Below are 18,792 nucleotides of genomic sequence, written 5' to 3' on the forward strand. Positions count from 1 at the left end.
AAATGGGGTCGCGCGCAGAGTCGAACAAGCGAGGCTTGCCGTCGCGGGGGAGGCTGGCAGGGGGCGCCTCCCAAAGCGCCAACGCCTTCGAACAGTTACGCAAAACGCCTGCACCATAAGAGAGAAAGACCACCGGCGGCTCGCGGGTTCCGGCGCTGACCTAAAGCGGCCGTTTCAGCGAGATGCGAACGGCGCGGGTTTCGTCGTTGCGGCGGATCACGTCGGCCAGGGCAGCGTCGGCGCGGGAGCCCGCAAAGCTGTAGGTCGTGACCTCGCGCGAGCCGCCGACCAGGTTCTCGACCTCCAGACTGAGCGTCACCGGCCCGGCGCCGTAGCTGAGCGCGCCGCCGAGGCCGGCGGTGGCGCCCAGGTTGGTGACCTGGCTCATCTGATGCAGCGCCTGCGGCCCGTCGGCCTGGGCGACGACGCTCCAGCTGAGGTCCGTGGCGGCCAGGGCGCCGCTGAGGCGCAGTTGCGCGCGGTAGGGCGACTCGCCGGAGAAGGCCCGCCGTTCGCCGGTGAACGGGTCGATCACCTGCGAGCGGCGCAGGGTCAGGTCGCCGGCCAGCGTCGCGCCCGCCAGGCCCAGCGGCGTGAGCGGCGCGGTGAGATTGACGTCCAGCTGTTGGCGGTCGCCGGGGCCGATGCTGATCGGCGCTTCGCCGGCGCCGACCGGGCCGAGCTCGGTGACGCTCGCCATCCGCCAGTCGCTGACGCCCGCGCCCAGACGGGCGCCGCCGCCGAGGTCCTGGTCGATCCGCGCGCCGTAGCGCCGGCCGCGGTCCGGCTGCGGCGCGGCGCCGGCTCCGGCGGTGGCCAGCTGGGCGTAGGCCGCGAACTGTCCGGGCTGGATCGGCGTCAGCGTCTGTTCGGCGTCGAGCCGCCAGGTGGTTCGCGCCCAGGGCTTCAGCGCGACGGCGACGTTCGGAGTCAGGTAAGCGCCGCTGGAGGTGATCGTCTCCGGGCCGCGCCAACCGACGGTGAAGCTCTGCGCCGCCTGGCCCGCCTCCACCGAAAACCGATCGGACGGGCGCCAGGCCAGCTTGGCGAACAGCCGCCGCGAAGCGAGCCAGTGCCGGCTGGGATCCAGCGCGGCGTCGTCGGCCTGGGCGCGGAAGGCCGCGGTCGCCTCCTCGGCGCCGACCTGCGCCTCCAACTGGTCGAGCCGCGCGACGGCGCGGATCTGGGCGGAGCGGGTGTCGTCCCGCGTCAGTTGGCCGTCGCCAGCGGCGCCCAGCGGGGTCATGGCGTTGTAGGCCCGGCGCTCGCCGTTCTCCGCCGCAACGCTGAGCTCGGCGTCCGGCGCCACCGCCCAGCGGGCCTGGAAGCGGACGGTTTCGCTGCGCCACGCCGAGGGGACCTGCACCACGCCGGCCGGGCTGTCGCCGAGGTTCAGCCGGCCGCCGCCGCGCTCGAGGGCGGCGGCGAGCGAGGCGTCGAGCGGGCCTTGCTGGGCAGCGATCTCCGCCCGGCTGCCGAGCTTGGAGGCGGCGCCGTAGGGCTCCAGCGCCAGGCGCGCGCCTTCCTTCTGCACCAGCACCTGCTGGGCGCAGGCCGGCGCTCCCAGGCCGGCGGCCGCGGCGAACCCGGCGAGCCATCCGGCCGCTGGGATCGTCGCGCTGCGCTTGTGCGTGTCAAACCTGGCCATAACCCCCAACTCGAACGGCGAAGCAGCGAGGCGGCGGCAGTTTACCGCCTCGGGCGCTGGGCCTCCAGCAGTCGAAGCAGCGTCTCTACGCAGAGGGCGGAATTGCGCGCCGCCAGGGCGGCCATCTCCAGATAGGTGACGTGGCTTTCTTCGCCAGCCAGGTCGGAGAGGGTGCGGATCACATAAAGCGGAAGCCCCCAGGCCTGGGCGACTTGGTTCACCGCGCCCGACTCCATGTCGATCGCGTCGGCGGCGAACTCGGCGCGCAGCGTCTCGCGGGTCGCGCCGCAGCTGAGGAAGTAGTCGGCGGTGACGACCCCGCCCAGCCGCACCGGCGCGGGCAGGTCGGGCCCGACCGCCGCGGCCAGCGCGGCCAGGGCGGCGGCGACCTCGGCGTCCACCGGCGTCAGTTTAGTGAGCCGCGGCGCGCCGACCGGGATCACCCCATAGGCGGTCGGGGTGAAGCGGCCGCCTTCGACCAGCCCGTAGTCGTGGATCGCCAGCCGGTCGGCCAGCAGCACCGCGCCGACCGGCAGCGCCGGGTCGAGCCCGCCGGCGACGCCGGAGAAGATCAGCGCCCTCGGCGAGAACAGGGTGATCAGCAGGGTGGCGGCGGCCGCGGCGTGCACCTTGCCGATGCCGCTGCGCGCCAGGACGATTTCGGCGCCGTCGTGCTCGCCGCGCCAGACCTGGGTCGGGCCGTGGCTCTCGGGCTCCGGGGCCAGCGTCAGCCGCGCCCGCAGCGCGTCCAACTCCTCGGGCGTGGCGCAAAGGATTCCGTACACGTGGGGCGACCTCCGGCGGCGGAAGCTACAGATCCGCGGCGCCGGCGGCCAGCGCTCGTCCAGCGCGTGCGCGCAGGGTCTGAGTGTGTCGCCGTGTCGCACACCCTACGGCTGCGCTCGGCCGCAAATCCGCCGCTTCCGCCGGGCTTAACCATGCTCGACTGCGGGGAAGTCCGGCGACCAAGTCCGGCGCCCCCGGCGCATCGAGTAAAGGGTGGTGGTGAATGGAGGCGACGACCTCGAAGGCCGCGCGCACGGCGCAGCGTCGACTGTTGTTGGCGACGGGTTTCATGCTGGCGGTCGCCGGCGCTTCGGCCATCGCGGCCCCGGTCGTGCAGAAGGTCGGCGGGCCCAAGTCGCTGGATACGGCGCAGATCGCGCCGCAGGCGCTGCAGCCGGTGCTGGCCGAGGAACTGGTCTGGCGCGGGGTCGACGTCGACGGCGACGGCCAGGCGGACTTCGCCAATCCGACCGGCAAGGACACGCGCAAGGAAGACGCCTACGGCCACGGCGAGTTCGGCGCCTCACGCGACGGCGGCTCGCGGCGGCACGAGGGCGTCGATTTCATCGCCGACGCCGGGCAGTCGGTGGCCGCGCCGATCTCCGGCTATGTCAGCAAGCTCGGCTTCGCCTACGCCGACGACGCCAATCTGAAGTTCGTCGAGATCACCAATCCGGCGCTGCGCTACACCGCCCGGATCTTTTACGTCGATCCCGAGGTCGAGGTCGGCCAGGCCGTGCAGGTCGGCCAGCGGATCGGCGCGCACCACACTCTGGAGCGCAAGTACCCGGGCGGCATGACCGATCATGTGCATCTGGAAATCATCGACACGCGCGGCGCGCGGATCGACGCGACCCGCCTGATCACCGCCCGCTACGAGCCGGTGCGCGCCCCCGCACGGGGCTGACGCCGCCTGGCCGGGACCGGGGTCCCTCATTTTGGGGAATCCGCAGAACAGCGACGAAACGAATCGTGACCGAATCGGCGACTCGCGCCGATTCGGGGTTTGTTCCACACGATATATGGTGATTCGAGTCGTGCAGGGGTACAACGAGCTTAGCCATGGGCCCCTGCGGCGGATCGTTCGGCCGGGGACTCCTCGCCTTGACGCATCGGGACTCCTTCCTCTATATCGCCGGCTCCCGCGCGGTCCGGCTTCGGCCTGTCGCTTCCTTTTTCCCTACGCGAAGGTTCTTTCGCCATGTCGCGCCGTTGCGAACTCACGGGCGTAGGCCCGATGGTCGGCCACAATGTGAGCCACTCGAACATCAAGACCAAGCGCCGCTTCCTGCCGGCGCTGGCCCCGGTCACGCTGCAGTCCGACGCGCTCGGCCAGTCGTTCACGCTGCGGATCCGCAACGCGGCGCTGCGCACGCTCGACGCCCGCGGCGGCCTGGACATCTTCCTGCTGAAGGCCCGCGACGAGGCGCTCTCGCCCCGCGCCCTGAAGATCAAGCGCCAACTGAAGGCCAAGCTGGCTCAGCCGGCCGCCTAAGCGCGCTTTAAAAGCTGTCGTTCCGGAAAGGCCGCCCGCGAGGGCGGCCTTTTTGTTTGCGCGTCAAACGCCCCCTCCGTCTCGGCGCTTCGCGCCGATCCACCTCCCCCGCTTCGCAGGGGAGGAGCGGGGCCAAGCTGCTCCCCCGCGTGCGGGGGAGCTGTCAGCGAAGCTGACTGAGGGGCGTTGGGCGCGGCGGCCGCTACGCCGCTGCCGGGACCTTCAGCGTCCCGTCGAACAGCGCCAGCATCTCGCGCCAGTGCCGTTCGGAGTGCTCGACGTCGTAGACCGGCAGGTCGTTCGGCGCGTAGCCGTGGATCGCGCCGCGGTAGATGGTGACCTCGGCGTCGAGGCCCTTCATCGCCGCCTTCAGCGTCTCGAACTGCGCTTCGGTGAAGTAGGGGTCCTGGTCGGCCCCGGCGACCAGCACCTTGGCCTTGATCTGCGGGGCCAGCAGGTGCGGGCTGTCCGGCTGGTCGGTGACCACCTGGCCGGCGTGGAAGGCGCCGGCCGCAGCGATGCGGTCGGGGAAGGTGCCAGCCGCGCGGATCGCCATCGCCCCGCCCATGCAGTAGCCGGTGACGCCGATCTTGTCGGCCTTGGCCTGGGGCTGCTGGTCCAGCCAGGCGAGGAAGGCGGCGGTGTCGCTCATCGCCTTCTCGGCGCTGGTCGAGCCGATGTACTTGCTGAACAGCTCGCCCATCTTGGCCTGGTCGGCGAAGATTTCCTTCGGCACCAGCGGCTCGTAGCCGCCGAGGCGCCAGAACATATCCGGCAGCAGGACGTAGTAGCCGTTCGAGGCCAGCCGCTCGGCCATCTCGAACAAGGTCGGGCGGATCGCCAGCGCGTCCATGTAGAACAGCACCGTCGGCCACGGGCCGGCGCCCTGGACCGGGGTGAAGACGTAGGCCTGAGCGTTCCCGTCGGGGGTGGGGATGGTCACATCCTGGCGGCTCATGGGTTCCTCCCTGTTTGTGGGCGCCAGTCGAACGCCAGAAGCAGCGTCCGCTGGAGCTTGGAAAAGTTGTCGTCGGACAGCAGGTAGAAGCGGACCGAGCCGTCGCGTTGGGGCAGGGCGGCCAGGCCCTCGAAGTTGTCGACGGTCAGCGGGGCGGCGAGCCGCAGCTCGTCCAGCGTCGCGCCATCGGCGTCGACGACCCGCAGGGTGATGCGCACGCCCTTCAGAACGCTGAAGGCGCGGAACAGATAGGCGCGCCGTCCGCCGGGCAGCGGGGCGACCGCCACCAGGCTGGCCTCGTCGGGCAGGGGCGCGACGGCGCTCGCCGCGCAGCCGGCCGCCAGCCGGCAGGTCCAGGTCTGGCCGCCGGCCTCGCCGCCGACGATGTAGGCGTCCGGGCCCGCGGCCGGGTCGGCGGCCAGGGCCTCCATGCCCTCGTTCTCGGGGAAGTCGGCCGCCGGCGTCGGCGCGCGGCGCGGCGGGCCGCCATCAGCGGAATAGACCAGGATGCGGTGGTCGCGCTCCAGGCTGACCAGCCGCCCGCCCCCGGGCAGCTCGGCCAGGCCTTCGGCGTCGGCTTCCGCCTTGCCCCGCGCCGACAGCGGTTGGCCGTCCTCGCCGATCAGCGACAGCAGGCGGGCATCGGTCACCCCGGTCAGCCGGCTCTTGGCGTCGAGCGCCAGGCGGGCGACGAACAGGTCGCCGTCATCGCTGACCGCGACCAGGCCGCCGTCCGGGCGGACGCTCAGGTCAGAGAGGCCGTGCAGCCGCGCGGTGTCCTGCGAACCGAGCAGCAGGCCGCCGGCGTAGGTGAAGGCGCCGATCTTCGCCTGGGTCGGCTGCTGCGGATTGAGCGGCAGGGCGGTGGTCTGGACGGCGATCTGCGGCCCGGCGGCGACCGGCCGGACCGGCAACGGCGGCTGGCCCGAGCAGGCGCCGAGGGCGAGGGTGGCGAGGAGGGCGAATGGGACGCCCCTTCCGTCTCGGCGCTTCGCGCCGATCCACCTCCCCCGCTTCGCAGGGGAGGAGCGGGAGCGCAGCTCCCCCGCGCGCGGGGGAGCTGTCAGCGAAGCCGACTGAGGGGGCGTCAAGGCCTCACCAGACGCCGCCCCCGCCCAAGGCCTCAAGCCACGGCCCTCCGGACTTCCTTGAAGGTGGAGCGGCGCATGCCGCCGCTGGGGCCATGGGTGTTGGGCGGCGGCTGCAGCAGGCTGCCGGAGCCGCGGCCGACCTTGCGCGGCTCTTCCTCGAACAGCTCGGCGAGCTGCTCGACGATGGCCCCGGCCAGTTGCTCGACGTCGACGATGGTGACGGCGCGCCGGTAGTAGCGGGTCACGTCATGGCCGATGCCGATGGCGATCAGCTGCACCGGGCTCTTGCCCTCGATCTCGGCGATCACCTCGCGCAGGTGCCGCTCGAGGTAGTGGCCGGAGTTCACCGACAGGGTCGAATCGTCAACCGGCGCGCCGTCGGAGATCACCATCAGGATGCGCCGCGCCTCGGGCCGGCCGATCAGCCGGTGGTGCGCCCACAACAGCGCCTCGCCGTCGATGTTCTCCTTCAGCAGCCCCTCGCGCATCATCAGCCCGAGGTTCTTGCGCGCGCGCCGCCAGGGCGCGTCGGCGGCCTTGTAGATGATGTGGCGCAGGTCGTTCAGCCGGCCGGGCTGCGGCGGCTTGCCGGACTTCAGCCAGTCCTCGCGGCTCTGGCCGCCTTTCCACGCCCGGGTGGTGAAGCCGAGGATCTCGGTCTTGACGCCGCAGCGCTCCAGGGTGCGCGCCAGGATGTCGGCGCAGACCGCCGCGACCATAATCGGCCGGCCGCGCATCGAGCCGGAGTTGTCGATCAGGATGGTGACCACCGTGTCGCGGAACTCGGTGTCGTCCTCTTCCTTGAACGACAGCGGCGCGGTCGGGTCGGTGATCACCCGGGTCAGGCGGGCGACGTCGAGGATGCCTTCCTCGAGGTCGAAGCTCCAGGCGCGGTTCTGCTGGGCCAGCAGCTTGCGCTGCAGCCGGTTGGCCAGCCGCGAGACGACGTTGGACAGGCTGGCCAGCTGCTGGTCGAGATAGGCGCGCAGCCGTCCCAGCTCCTCGGCGTCGCACAGCTCTTCGGCGGAGACGATCTCGTCGTGGGCGGTGGTGAAGACCTTGTAGGTGACCGGCTTGCCTTCGCCCCTCATTTCGGGCCGGGCCGGCTGTTCGCCTTCGCCCATCTCCGGCGGCTGGTCGGTCTCCTCGCCGTCGGCGCTCTCCTGCGCCTCCGTGGTCTGGCTGTCGGAGTCGTCGGTGTCCTGCTGGCTGGTCTGGCTTTCGTCGGCGGCGGAGGCCTGGGGCGTCTGCTCCTGGTTCTCGTTGTCGTCCTGGTCTTCGCTGCCCTCGGCCTCGGCGTCTTCGCCGGACTCCTCGTTCTCGTCGGCGTCCTCGGGCAGGTCGGAGGCGTCGTCGGCCATCTCCAGGTCGCGCAGGATGGCGCGGGTGACCCTGGCGTAGGCCTTCTGGTCCTCGATGGCGTCGAGCAGCTTGTCGAGATCGGTCCCGGCCTTGGCCTCGACGTCGGCGCGGAACAGGTCGACCAGCGGCTTGGCCGCGGCGGGCGGCGGCTCGCCGGTCAGCCGCTCGCGCACCATCAGCGACAGCACCTCGGCCATCGGCGGATTGGCCATGGCTTCGGCCTCGTTGAAGCCGCGCTTGGTCCAGAACTGTTCGACGACCGCCTTCAGGTTGTCGCGCACGCCGCCCAGGGCGTTGGCCCCGATCGCCTCGACCCGCGCCTGCTCGATGGCGTCGTAGGCCGGCTGGCCGAGCGGCGAGACCGGACGGTTCTTGGCGTGCGCCTGCGGATCGTGGTGCGCCAGCCGCAGCGCCATCTGGTCGGCCAAGCCGCGGATCCGCGCCGCGTCGGCGGCGGTCAGGTCGCGCGGCGGATGCGGCAGCACGGCGCGCTTGCCGGTCAGCTGCGGGCCCTCGCCGGAATAGACGATCTCCAGGTCCGGCGTCTCGGCGAGCGAGCGCGCCGCATGCGCCAGCGCCCGCTTGAAGGGCTCGACAGGGCTTTCCGGGGACTTGGCCATCGCTGCGGTCTTAGATCAGGGCGCGGGTAGGATGAAGCAAGAGTAGGCGACGCCCGCGTGAAATTTCGCTGTCGAGCGCTTCTCCCCCGCTGTCATCCCGGTTTCGCGCAGCGAAGACCGGGACCCAAGAACACGGCGGCCGACGACTAGCACCAACCTAGGCGCGCCGTGTTCTTGGATCCCGGACAGCCGCTGCGCAGCTTCCGGGATGACATGGAGCGGGAACGCCACGGCCAAGCCCCGCGTTAGCCGACGTGAGGACCTTCGGGACCTCGTGAGTAGGAGAGCGCGGTATGCTCAAATGGGCTCTGATCTTCGCGGTGATCGCGCTTGTCGCGGGAGCCCTCGGCTTCGGCGGCGTCGCAGGCGCGGCCGCGGGAATCGCGAAGATCCTGTTCTTCCTGTTCCTGGCCATCTTCGTGGTCTTCCTGGTGCTCGGCATCGTCGCCGGGCGGAAGATCACCGGCGGCTAGCGGACCGGAAGAGTTCGGGGAAAAGCGCGCCCGCTCCGGAAACCCCGGGGCGGGCGTCGCCACATCTGGAGCCTTAGGCCACGCGGACGCGGGCGGTGCTCTCCGGCAGGTCGGTGCCGAAGGCGCGCTGGTAGAACTCGGCGACGGTGCCGCGCTCCAGTTCGTCGCACTTGTTCAGGAAGGTCATGCGGAAGGCGAGCGCGATGTCGCCGCCGAAGATCTCGGCGTTCTGCGCCCAGGTGATCACGGTGCGCGGGCTCATCACCGTCGAGATGTCGCCGTTCATGAAGGCGTTACGGGTCATGTCGGCGACCCGGACCATGGCGTTGATGGTCCGCTTGCCTTCGGCGGTCGCGTAGACGGGGGCCTTGGCCAGCACGATGCCGGCCTCGACGTCATGGCTCAGGTAGTTGAGCGTGGTGACGATCGACCAGCGGTCCATCTGCGCCTGATTGATCTGCTGGGTGCCGTGATACAGCCCCGTGGTGTCGCCCAGGCCGATGGTGTTGGTCGTGGCGAACAGCCGGAAGTAGGGGTTGGCGCGGATCACCCGGTTCTGGTCGAGCAGGGTCAGCTTGCCGGAGGCTTCCAGCACCCGCTGGATGACGAACATCACGTCCGGCCGGCCGGCGTCGTACTCGTCGAACACCAGGGCGATCGGCCGCTGGATCGACCAGGGCAGGATGCCTTCGCGGAATTCGGTGATCTGCTTGCCGTCCTTCAGGACGATGGCGTCCTTGCCGACCAGGTCGATGCGGCTGATGTGGCTGTCGAGGTTGACGCGGATCAGCGGCCAGTTGAGCCGGGCGGCGACCTGCTCGATGTGCGTCGACTTGCCGGTGCCGTGATAGCCCTGGACCATCACCCGGCGGTCAAAGGCGAAGCCGGCGACGATCGCCCGGGTGGTCTCCGGGTCGAACTTGTAGGCCGGGTCGACGTCCGGGACATGCGGATCGCGCTCGGAGAAGGCCGGAACCTTCATGTCGATGTCGACGCCGAAGGTCTCGCGGATGTCGACCTCCGTGTCCGGGGTCAGCGAGATCAGCTTGTCTTCGGAGGAGTCAAAGGCGGCCATGGCGGTCGATTACAGGCTAGGCGTCCAGGACGCAAACAGCTGATGGGCCCGAACCCGCTTCATCTGGGCGCCCGCCGCGGCGCTTTCAACCAAGCCTTCAGCCGAGATCGTGTGGCGTGCGCCGGGCCAGCGGAACCAGCGCCGCCAGGCTGATCAGCGCCGCCGCCGACAGGTAGAGGCCGACCGGCGGCAGCCCGCCCTTGGCGGCCAGCGCAGCGGCGATCATCGGCGCCAGCCCGCCGCCGACGATGCCGCCGACGTTGAAGGCGATCGAGGCCCCGGAATACCGCACCCGTGTCGGGAACAGGCTCGGCAGGAAGGCGCCCAGCGGCCCGTAGACCAGGCCCATCAGGAACAGCGCCAGCGACAGGAAGGCCCAGATCAGCAGCAGCGAGCCCGAGCCCATCATCAGCGGCAGCAGGAAGCCCGCGCCGACGGTCAGCACGCAGCCGGCCATCAGCACCCGCCGCGGCGAGGTGGCGTCGGCCCAGTAGCCGGCGGCGACGATGCCGGCGGCGAGGAACAGGATCGCCCCCAGCTGCACGCCGAGGAACACCTCGCGGCTGTAGTGCAGGGTGCCGACGCCGTAGCCCAACGCGAACGCGGTGGTCAGGTAGAAGATGGCGAAGCAGGCCACCACCGCGAAGGTGCCGCCCAGCGTCGCCAGCCAATGCTTGGTCAGCACCTCGCCGAGCGGCGCATGCGACGGCGGGGCTTCGGCCAGCGCGGCCTTGAAGGCCGGCGTCTCGGTGAGCTTCAGCCGGACCCACAGGCCGACGCCGACCAGCACGGCGCTGGCGATGAACGGCAGCCGCCATCCCCAGCTCTTGAACTGCTCCGGGGTGAGGAACAGGCCGAGGATCAGGAACAGGCCGTTGGCGGCGATGAAGCCGACCGGGGCGCCGAGTTGCGGGAACATGCCGAAGCGGGCGCGCCAGCCGGGCGGGGCGTTCTCCACCGCCAGCAGGGCCGCGCCGCCCCATTCGCCGCCGAGGCCGAAGCCCTGGCCGAACCGCAGCACGCAGAGCAGGAACGGCGCGAGCCAGCCGATCTGATCGTAGCCGGGCAGCAGGCCGATCAGCACGGTCGACAGGCCCATGGTCAGCAGCGAGGCGACCAGCGTCGACTTGCGCCCGATCCGGTCGCCGAAGTGGCCGAAGAAGGCCGCGCCCAGCGGCCGGGCGAAGAAGGCCACGGCGAAGGTCGCGTACGAGCTGAGCAGCTGGGCCGAGGGCGAGGCCGCGGGGAAGAACATCGCCCCGAACACCAGCGAGGCGGCGGTGGCGTAGATGTAGAAGTCGTAGAACTCGACCGCCGTGCCGACCAGGCTGGCGATCAGCACGCGCCGGTTCGACGGCGCGCCGGGCGCGATTTCAGATGCGGCCATGGACGCCCCCTCAGTTACGCGGCCCGGCTTCGCGTTCCTGGCTGCGCAGGTCAAGCGCGCCGATGGTCACCCAAGGCCGTGGCTTTGGCGGCGGGCGAGCGGGATCAGGCCGGCCAGGGTGATCAGCGCCGCGCCGGCCATGTAGAGGCCGACCGGCATGAGGCCGCCGCGCTGCGCCAGGGCGGTGGCGATGAACGGCGCCAGGCCGCCGCCGACGATGCCGCCCAGGTTGAAGGCCAGCGCCGCGCCGGTGTAGCGCACCCGGGTCGGGAACAGGCTCGGCAGGAAGGCGCCGAGCGGTCCGGTGACGAAGCCGATCACGAACAGGGCCAGCGATAGGTAGACGCCGACCGCCAGCAGGGAGCCCGGGCCCAGGCCCAGCGGCAGCAGCAGCCCGGCGACGACCACCCCCACGCAGCCGGTCATCATCACCCGGCGGATGCTGGTCGCGTCCGACCAGTAGGCCGCCGCCACGACGCCGGCGGCGAGGAAGACGATGGACACCATCTGCACCGCCAGGAACGCCTCGCGGTCGTGGTTCAGCGTGCCGACGCCGTAGCTCAGGGCGAAGGCTGTGGTCAGGTAGAAGCTGGCGAAGCAGGCGACGACGCCGCAGATCCCGCACAGGGTCGCCAGCGGATGCTGCGTCAGCACCTCGCCGAGCGGAGCCTGGGCCGGCGGCGCCTCGGCCAGCGCGGCCTTGAACGCCGGGGTCTCGGAGAGCTTCAGGCGCACCCACAGGCCGAGCGCCACCAGCACGGCGCTGGCGAGGAACGGCAGCCGCCAGCCCCAGCTCTCGAACTGCGCGGGCGTGAGGGTGAGGCCGAGGATCAGGAACAGGCCGTTGGCGGCGAACAGGCCGACCGGGGGCCCCAGCTGTGGGAACATGCCGAAGCGGGCGCGCCAGCCGGGCGGGGCGTTCTCGACCGCCAGCAGCGCCGCGCCGCCCCACTCGCCGCCGAGCCCGAGGCCCTGGCCGAAACGCAGCACGCACAGCAGCAGCGGCGCGAGCCAGCCGATCTGGGCGTAGGTCGGCAGCAGGCCGATCAGCACGGTCGAGACGCCCATGGTCAGCAGCGAGGCCACCAGCATCGACTTGCGCCCGACCCGGTCGCCGAAATGGCCGAAGAAGGCCGCCCCCATCGGCCGGGCGAAGAAGGCCACCGCGAAGGTGGCGAAGGCGCTGAGCTGCTGGGCCGAGGGCGAGGCTGAGGGGAAATAGAGCTTGCCGAGCACCAGCGAGGCGGCGGTCGCGTAGATGAAGAAGTCGAAGTACTCGATCGCCGTGCCGACCAGGCTGGCGGTCAGCACGCGGCGCACCGACGGCGCGTCGGACGGCGTCCCCGCTGACGCCCCGGACAAGGCTTCCGTCGCCGACATCGCGGCCCCTCCCGAATTTCATTGTTTTGCCGACGGTTCCGCGTGTTGGCGCGGGAGGTCAAGGGCGCGTTCTCGGGACGTAGCGCTGCGCTTCCTCAATCCGCTCGTCCCCACGAAAGCGGGGATCCAGGCTTTTGTGTTTTGGTCGATGCGCCACGGGGCGTGCCGACTGAACACCAAAAACACCTGGGTCCCCGCTTTCGCGGGGATGACCGGTGACACTTGGGCTTCAGGGAGCTACCCCCAGCGCATGCCCGCCGAGATCGCGCCCTTCTACGCCATCCAACTCAGCCGCATCGCCCACCGGCTGAAGGCCGAGGGCCGCTCGATCCTGCACATGGAGTTCGGCCAGCCGTCGACCGGGGCGCCGAAGGCCGCGCTGGAGGTGGCGCACCGGGTGCTCGACGCCGAGGCCATGGGCTACTGGGAGAGCGCCGAGCTGACCGCGCGGATCGCCCGCCATTACGACGAGACCTATGGCGTCACCGTCGATCCGGAGGCGGTGGTGCTGACTTGTGGCGCCTCGCCGGCGCTGGTGCTGGCGCTGTCGTCGGCGTTCGAGCCGGGCGACCGGATCGCGCTGGCCCGGCCCGGCTACGTCGCCTACCGCAACGTCCTGAAGTCGCTGCACATGGTCCCGGTGGAGATCGCCTGCGGTCCCGCCGAGCGCTACCAGCTGACCGCCGAGGCGCTGGCTGCGCTCGATCCGCCGCCGGCCGGCGTGATCGTCGCCAGCCCGGCCAATCCGACCGGCTCGATCATCCCGACCGACGAACTCGCCGCCATCGCCCAGGTCTGCCGGGCGCGGGGGATCCGGGTGATCTCCGACGAGATCTACCACGGGCTCAGCTACGCCGGGCCGACCCACTCGATGCTGGAGTTCGATCCCGACGCGCTGGTGATCAACAGCTTCTCGAAATATTTCAGCATGGCCGGCTGGCGGCTGGGCTGGCTGGTCGCGCCGGGCCCGGCGGCGGAGCGCGCCCGGGCCTACGTCGGCAACCTGTTCCTGACCGCCCCCTCGCTCAGCCAGCACGCCGGCCTGGCGGCGATGGACGCGCGCGACGAGCTGGAGGGCCACGTCGCGGTCTACCGCCGGAACCGGGAACTGCTGCTGGAAGCGCTGCCGAAGCTGGGGCTGGCCTCGATCGCGCCGCCGGACGGAGCCTTCTACATCTGGGCCGACATCGGCCACCTGACCAACGACAGCCTGGCCTTCTGCGAGCGGCTGCTGCGCGACACCGGCGTGGCCACCGCGCCGGGGCTCGATTTCGACCCGGTCGACGGCCACCGCTTCATGCGCTTCAGCTTCGCGGTCTCGACGCCCGAGGTCGAGGAGGCGATCGCCCGGATGATTCCCTGGTTCGCGGCGCAGAGCTAAAGATCCGCTCATCCCGGCGAAGGCCGGGACCCAGGTCCCGCCTGAGCGTAGCAGGTGCGGGTGAGTGCGTTTGGCCGTGACCGCCGCACCCGGCATCTGGATCCCGGCCTTCGCCGGGACGAGCGGGGTGGTGTGTCAGACCATCCCGGCCTTGCGCAGCGCCTGGTAGGCGCGAATCACTTTCTGCAGGCGTTGCTCGCCGGCGCGGTCGCCGCCGTTGGCGTCGGGGTGCAGGCGGCGGACCAGCTCGGTGTAGCGGGTGCGGATCGCCGGCCCCTCGGCATTGGCCTCGAGGTCGAGTTCAGCCAGGGCGTTGCGCTCGATCTTGCCGAGCTTGGGGTTCTCCGGTTCGACCGGGCGGCGGGCCTGGGCGCCGCCCTGGCCGAACAGGTTGAAGGGATCGCGATAGCCTTCGCCCTTGCCGACCTTGGCCGAGAAGCTCGCCGCCTCGCGCGAGAAGCGGCCGGCCTTCATCTCCCAGGTCGGGCGCCCGCCGGTGAACATCTCGTCCTGCTGGCGCTGGCGGATCTCGCCCTCGCTCATGCCGGCGAAGAAATCCCAGTTGCGGTTGTACTCGGCCGCGTGCGGCTGACAGAACCAGTAGTGCTCCTCGAGCATCTCGCGCGACTTCGGCGCGCGCGCCGTCGCCGCCGACCGGCAGCCAGGGTGGTCGCAGGGCCGCTCACCCGGCTTCAGCGCATTCACGTCCTCCTCGGCAGCCTTCTTCGCCGCCTCGTCCTTGGAGGGCGGGCGAACGCGGATGTCGCGGAATTTGGGCTTGTATTGAAACGCGCCGGCCATCCGGCGAGTATGGGCCCGAGATTGTTCTGTTCAAGAATTGACGAAAGCGATCATGGGCGCCGTAGCCGCAGCTATCCGCGACAAGTTGACCGAGGCCTTCCAACCGACCCGCCTGGAAGTCGATGACGACTCGGCGCGCCATCACGGCCATGCCGGCGCCCGCGAGGGCGGCGAGAGCCATTTCAACGTGGTGATCGAATCACCGGCCTTCGTCGGCGCGCCCAAGGTCGCCCGTCAGCGGATGGTCTATCGGGCGCTGGCCGTGGAGTTGGCCGGCCCGGTGCACGCCCTGTCGGTGAAGGCCCTGGCCCCGGGCGAAGCCGACTGATTCCGCGCTTTCGTCATCGCCCGGCTTGTCCGGGCCATGGCGGGAAAATCTAGACCCCGGCCTTGGTCCGGAGTTCGCCCAGCACCCGCGCCAGGTCCGCTTCGCGGAACGGCTTCTGCAGCACCGGCGAGCCGCGATCGACGTCGCGCAGCCCGGCGTCGCCGTAACCGGTGGCGAAGGCGAACGGCGCGCCTTTCTCCCGCAGCAGGTCGGCGAGCGGGAAGATCGGCTGTCCGCCGAGATTGACGTCGAGCACCGCGCAATCGAGCTCCGCTTCGCGCGCTAGCTGCAGCGCCTCGTCGAGCCGTGAGGCCGGACCGACGATGGTGCACCCCAGATCGGTCAGCATGTCCTCGATCAACATCGAGACCATCATCTCGTCCTCGACGACGAGCACCCTCAGGCCATCCAGCTTATTGGTCATTCTTTGGCTCCGCGGCAGGTCGCAGTGTCGAAGTCCCAGATTCGTCCGTGTTCGGCCTTTCGGTCGAAATCGGCGCGCGCCGTTACCGGGCGGCCGAGGCGGCTCAAGCGTTTCGGCCGCCCCGCGCGGGAGGCGACGGTGCTGATTTTCGGCATAGGACGGACGATCCCCCCATTGGATCAAGCTTTGCTAAACGACGCCGTCCCAACGCCGGTTCCCCACCGATTCCCAATTGCGACCGGACCGTCAAGCGCCGCGGCGCTCAATTTGCACAAAGCGTCAAACTTCTGAGGCCCCGCCGCCGGGCTCAATCGGCCTCGGGAATGGGCGGCCAGACCTGCAGGATCGTGATCTGATTGCCCTTGCGTTCGGCCACCCGGAAGCGCTGGGCGTGGAAGTGGAAGGTCTCGCCGACCTCGGGAATCCGCTGGGCTTCGTGGATCAGCAGGCCGGCCACGGTCACCGCCTCGTCGTCCGGCAGGTCCCAGTTCATTGCGCGGTTGAGGTCGCGGATGGTGACGGAGCCGTCGACCATCATCGCGTCGTCCGGGCCCGGCCGCACGCCGTCGACGGCGATGTCATGCTCGTCGTCGATCTCGCCGACGATCTCCTCGAGGATGTCCTCGAGGGTGATCAGCCCCTGCAGCGCGCCGTATTCGTCGACCACCAGGGCGAAGTGGCTCTGGCGCTTGAGGAAGGCCGTGAGCTGGTCCTTGAGCGAGGTGGTCTCGGGAATGAACCAGGGCTCGCGCACGATGCTGGCGAGGTCCAGCGCCGCGATGTCGCCGTCGGCCTTGGCCAGCGCCTGCAGCAGGTCCTTGGCGTGCAGCACGCCGACGATGTTCTCCGGCTCGTCGCGGTAGATCGGCACGCGGGTGTGGCCGGAGTCGAGCGCCTCGGCGAGCAGCGCCCGCGGCGGCAGGTCGCCGTCGACCATGGCGATCGCCTTGCGGTGGACCATCACCTCGGTGACGTCCATCTCCGCCAGGTCGAGCACTCCGCCCAGCATCCAGCGGTCGCGGGTCTCCACCAGGCCTTCGGAGTGGTGATATTCCACCGCCCCGCGGATCTCCTCGTGCGCGGCGAGCACGTCGGTCGCCATGTCGAGCTTCACGCCGAACAGCCGCAGCGTCTTCCGGACGATCCACTGGACCGCATAGACCACCGGCCCGAACAGGCGGACGGCCCAGAGCGTGGGGGCCGACAGCGCCCGGGCGACGTCGTCGGAGCGGACGATGGCGATGGTCTTCGGCAGCACTTCGGCGAAGACCAGCACCAGCACGGTCATCACCGCCGTCGCCACGGCCACGCCGAGCGCGCCCGGCACGGCCCGGGTGATCACCGTGGTGGTCAGCGCCGAAGCCAGGATGTTGATCAGGTTGTTGCCCAGCAGCACCGCGCCGATCATCGACTCCTGGTCGGAGATCAGCCGGTTGACCCGGCGCGCGCCGCGGTCGCCCTCGCGCTCCAGCTGGTGCATCCGGGCGCGGCTGGCGCCCGTCATCGAGGTCTCGGCGGCGGAGAACAACGCCGACAGCGCCAGCAGGCCGAAGACGATCGGCGCAAGCGCGAGGAGGGCTGTCATCCCAGCGCCCCCTCGTCGACCAGGAAGCGTCTCACCGCGTGGGCGTCGACGTCCTTGGCGACGAAGGCCTCGCCCAGCTTGCGGGCGAGGATGAAGGTCAGCTGGCCGGCCTCGGCCTTCTTGTCCTGCGCCATGTGGCGGACCAGCCGGTCGGCGTCGAACGGCGCGCCGGGGATCTCGTCCATCCGCGTCGGCAGGCCGGCCGCGGCGATGGCGGCGGTGGCGCGCTCAGCGTCCTGCGCCGAGCACAGTCCCTGGGCGGCCGAGAAGCGGAACGCCAGCGCCTGGCCGGCGGCCACCGCCTCGCCGTGCAGCAGGGCTTCGCCGTAACCGGTCTCGGCCTCCAGCGCGTGGCCGAAGGTGTGGCCCAGGTTAAGCAGCGCGCGGCGGCCCTGTTCCTTCTCGTCCTCAGCGACGATCTCGGCCTTCATCTCCACCGAGCGGGCGACCGCGTGGGCCAGGGCGGCGGGCGCGCGCGCCAGCACCGCCTGGCCGTTGGCCTCCAGCCACTCGAAGAAGCCGAAGTCGCCCAGCAGGCCGTACTTGATCACCTCGGCGTAGCCGGCACGCATTTCGCGGTCGGAGAGGGTCGACAGCGCGTCGAGATCGGCCAGCACCAGCTTCGGCTGATGGAAGGCGCCGACCAGGTTCTTGCCGCGCGGCGTGTCGATCGCCGTCTTGCCGCCGACCGAGGAGTCGACCTGGGCCAGCAGGGTGGTCGGGACCTGCACGAAGTCGATGCCGCGCTTGTAGATCGCCGCGGCGAAGCCGGTGAGGTCGCCGACCACGCCGCCGCCGAAGGCGCAGACCAGGTCGCCGCGGTCGAGCTCCAGCGCCAGCAGCCGGTCGCTGACGTCGGCCAGCCCCTCGAAGCTCTTGGTCTGCTCGCCAGGCGACACGATCACCGGACAGACCGCCAGGCCCGCGGCCTCCAGAGCGGCGGTGAACGCCGGCCCGTGCAGGGCCCAGACGGTCTCGTCGCTGACCACCGCCAGCCGGCCGCGGCGGGTGAAGGGGGCGATCCGCTCGCCGGCCTGGGCCAGAAGGCCCTTGCCGATGACCACGTCGTAGGCGCGCGCACCGAGGCCCACGGGGACGCTGCGGCTCATTGGGATTGTTCCTCGACGTAGGCGCTCAGCGCGCGAAGCAGTTGGTCGACCGTGACGTGGTGCGGCGCGTCGCCGGTTTCCACGGTGATGTCGGCGTGGGCGTAGGTCGGATAGCGGGCTTCGGCCTGGGCCTTCAGCACCTCCATCGGATCCTTGCCGATCAGCAGCGGGCGGCTGTCCTTGCGGCCGACCCGGCGGGCCAGCACCTCCAGGTCGGTCTTCAGCCAGACGGAGATCGCCTTGGCCTTGATCAGCTCGCGGGTCTTGGTGTCCATGAAGGCGCCGCCGCCGGTGGCCAGCACGTGCGGGGCCTCGTCCAGCAGCCGGGAGATCACCCGCCGTTCGCCCTCGCGGAAGGCGGGCTCGCCGAATTCGGCGAAGATGTCGGGAATCGCGCGGCCGGCCGCGGCTTCGACCTCGGTGTCGGCGTCGCGAAACGGCAGCCCCAGGGCGTTGGCCAGTCGGTGGCCGACGCTCGACTTTCCGACTCCCATGAGGCCGACCAGGGCGATGGTGCGACGGCGCAGCGGTTCAAAGCGGTCCATGAATGGCGGAGGCTTACACGAGCCGACGCACTCGCGCCAATATCGCGCCCGACGTATGCTCAAGCTTATGCAGCGTACCCTGGCCTTTGCAGCCGTCCTGACCCTTGCCAGCCTCGCCCTGGCGAGCCCGGGGGCGCCGGCCCTCGCCCAGGCCGTGGAGGTGGCGCCGCTCGCCGCCCCCGACGCCTTCTCGACCGCCGGCCGGCCGACCGGGCTGTCCGCAGACCTCTGGCGCGGGGCCTCGGTCGACACCCTGGGCGCGGTGCTGCCCAAGCTCGGCCAGCGGCCATTGTCGCCCGCCGCCGCGGCGCTGGCGCGGCGCGTGCTGGCGACCGGCGCGCCGG

At 70.8% G+C, this 18,792-nt stretch carries 18 protein-coding genes; 5 read left to right on the forward strand and 13 right to left on the reverse strand.

Annotated features, from left to right (window positions below; translation table 11 throughout):
* Positions 1–160 precede the first annotated feature (160 nt).
* Positions 161–1,648 (reverse strand): hypothetical protein, encoded by a 1,488-nt coding sequence (locus tag ACSQ14_RS05805; protein ID WP_436010646.1) that lies wholly within the window; start codon positions 1,646–1,648, stop codon positions 161–163.
* Positions 1,649–1,689: 41 nt separating this feature from the next.
* Positions 1,690–2,433 (reverse strand): 5'-methylthioadenosine/S-adenosylhomocysteine nucleosidase, encoded by a 744-nt coding sequence (mtnN, locus tag ACSQ14_RS05810; protein WP_436010648.1) that lies wholly within the window; start codon positions 2,431–2,433, stop codon positions 1,690–1,692.
* 224 nt (positions 2,434–2,657) lie between these two features.
* Here mtnN and ACSQ14_RS05815 point away from each other — a divergent pair, with 224 nt between their 5' ends.
* Both ACSQ14_RS05815 and rpmB read left to right on the forward strand, forming a co-directional pair.
* Positions 2,658–3,341 carry a M23 family metallopeptidase gene (locus tag ACSQ14_RS05815; RefSeq protein ID WP_436010650.1) on the forward strand — a complete coding sequence of 228 codons (684 nt, stop codon included), beginning with the start codon at positions 2,658–2,660 and terminating at the stop codon, positions 3,339–3,341.
* Positions 3,342–3,635: 294 nt separating this feature from the next.
* Positions 3,636–3,929, forward strand: coding sequence for a 50S ribosomal protein L28 (gene rpmB, locus ACSQ14_RS05820; RefSeq protein WP_436010652.1), 294 nt, complete (start codon positions 3,636–3,638; stop codon positions 3,927–3,929).
* 202 nt (positions 3,930–4,131) lie between these two features.
* Here rpmB and ACSQ14_RS05825 read toward each other — a convergent pair whose 3' ends face one another.
* From ACSQ14_RS05825 to cobT, 3 genes are all read right to left on the reverse strand, one after another.
* Positions 4,132–4,887 carry a dienelactone hydrolase family protein gene (locus tag ACSQ14_RS05825; RefSeq protein WP_436010654.1) on the reverse strand — a complete coding sequence of 252 codons (756 nt, stop codon included), beginning with the start codon at positions 4,885–4,887 and terminating at the stop codon, positions 4,132–4,134.
* Positions 4,884–5,801, reverse strand: a complete 918-nt coding sequence (locus ACSQ14_RS05830) for an esterase-like activity of phytase family protein (protein ID WP_436010656.1) — start codon at positions 5,799–5,801, stop codon at positions 4,884–4,886. The genes ACSQ14_RS05825 and ACSQ14_RS05830 overlap by 4 nt, the downstream gene beginning before the upstream one ends.
* A 209-nt stretch (positions 5,802–6,010) precedes the next feature.
* A complete protein-coding gene (gene cobT / locus ACSQ14_RS05835; RefSeq protein WP_436010658.1) occupies positions 6,011–7,960 on the reverse strand; it encodes a cobaltochelatase subunit CobT in 1,950 nt (649 codons plus the stop codon).
* A 293-nt stretch (positions 7,961–8,253) separates the two neighbouring features.
* Between cobT and ACSQ14_RS05840 the strand changes: the two genes are divergently transcribed.
* The gene (locus ACSQ14_RS05840; protein ID WP_436010660.1) at positions 8,254–8,433 is read left to right on the forward strand and encodes a DUF1328 domain-containing protein; all 180 of its coding nucleotides are present in this window, start codon (positions 8,254–8,256) and stop codon (positions 8,431–8,433) included.
* Between the two features lie 73 nt (positions 8,434–8,506).
* On the opposite strand, the gene cobS is transcribed toward ACSQ14_RS05840, so the two are convergent.
* The 3 genes from cobS to ACSQ14_RS05855 form a co-directional block, all read right to left on the reverse strand.
* Positions 8,507–9,508 (reverse strand): cobaltochelatase subunit CobS, encoded by a 1,002-nt coding sequence (gene cobS, locus ACSQ14_RS05845; protein WP_436010662.1) that lies wholly within the window; start codon positions 9,506–9,508, stop codon positions 8,507–8,509.
* Between the two features lie 97 nt (positions 9,509–9,605).
* A complete protein-coding gene (locus ACSQ14_RS05850) occupies positions 9,606–10,895 on the reverse strand; it encodes an MFS transporter (RefSeq protein ID WP_436010664.1) in 1,290 nt (429 codons plus the stop codon).
* A 66-nt stretch (positions 10,896–10,961) separates the two neighbouring features.
* Positions 10,962–12,275, reverse strand: a complete 1,314-nt coding sequence (locus ACSQ14_RS05855; RefSeq protein ID WP_436010666.1) for an MFS transporter — start codon at positions 12,273–12,275, stop codon at positions 10,962–10,964.
* Between the two features lie 250 nt (positions 12,276–12,525).
* Between ACSQ14_RS05855 and ACSQ14_RS05860 the strand changes: the two genes are divergently transcribed.
* The gene (locus tag ACSQ14_RS05860) at positions 12,526–13,656 is read left to right on the forward strand and encodes a pyridoxal phosphate-dependent aminotransferase (protein ID WP_436010668.1); all 1,131 of its coding nucleotides are present in this window, start codon (positions 12,526–12,528) and stop codon (positions 13,654–13,656) included.
* A 135-nt stretch (positions 13,657–13,791) separates the two neighbouring features.
* Here the strand turns inward: ACSQ14_RS05860 and ACSQ14_RS05865 are convergent, their stop codons facing one another.
* On the reverse strand, positions 13,792–14,457 hold the full coding sequence (locus ACSQ14_RS05865) for a DnaJ domain-containing protein (protein ID WP_436010670.1): 666 nt from the start codon (positions 14,455–14,457) through the stop codon (positions 13,792–13,794).
* 52 nt (positions 14,458–14,509) lie between these two features.
* On the opposite strand from ACSQ14_RS05865, the gene ACSQ14_RS05870 reads away from it, so the two are divergent.
* Positions 14,510–14,785 (forward strand): BolA family protein, encoded by a 276-nt coding sequence (locus ACSQ14_RS05870; RefSeq protein ID WP_436010672.1) that lies wholly within the window; start codon positions 14,510–14,512, stop codon positions 14,783–14,785.
* Positions 14,786–14,834: 49 nt separating this feature from the next.
* On the opposite strand, the gene ACSQ14_RS05875 is transcribed toward ACSQ14_RS05870, so the two are convergent.
* The 4 genes from ACSQ14_RS05875 to ACSQ14_RS05890 all read right to left on the reverse strand — a co-directional run bounded on the left by ACSQ14_RS05875 (position 14,835) and on the right by ACSQ14_RS05890 (position 18,448).
* Positions 14,835–15,209, reverse strand: coding sequence for a response regulator (locus ACSQ14_RS05875; RefSeq protein ID WP_436010674.1), 375 nt, complete (start codon positions 15,207–15,209; stop codon positions 14,835–14,837).
* A 307-nt stretch (positions 15,210–15,516) separates the two neighbouring features.
* On the reverse strand, positions 15,517–16,794 hold the full coding sequence (locus ACSQ14_RS05880; RefSeq protein WP_436010676.1) for an HlyC/CorC family transporter: 1,278 nt from the start codon (positions 16,792–16,794) through the stop codon (positions 15,517–15,519).
* Complete coding sequence (aroB, locus tag ACSQ14_RS05885; protein ID WP_436010678.1) at positions 16,791–17,903, reverse strand: 3-dehydroquinate synthase; 1,113 nt, start codon at positions 17,901–17,903, stop codon at positions 16,791–16,793. Before aroB ends, ACSQ14_RS05880 begins: the two co-directional genes overlap by 4 nt.
* Positions 17,900–18,448 (reverse strand): shikimate kinase, encoded by a 549-nt coding sequence (locus ACSQ14_RS05890; RefSeq protein ID WP_436010680.1) that lies wholly within the window; start codon positions 18,446–18,448, stop codon positions 17,900–17,902. The genes aroB and ACSQ14_RS05890 overlap by 4 nt, the downstream gene beginning before the upstream one ends.
* Between the last annotated feature and the right edge of the window lie 344 nt (positions 18,449–18,792).

This window comes from Phenylobacterium sp. LjRoot219 (genome assembly GCF_964252995.1).
Lineage (GTDB): Bacteria > Pseudomonadota > Alphaproteobacteria > Caulobacterales > Caulobacteraceae > Phenylobacterium.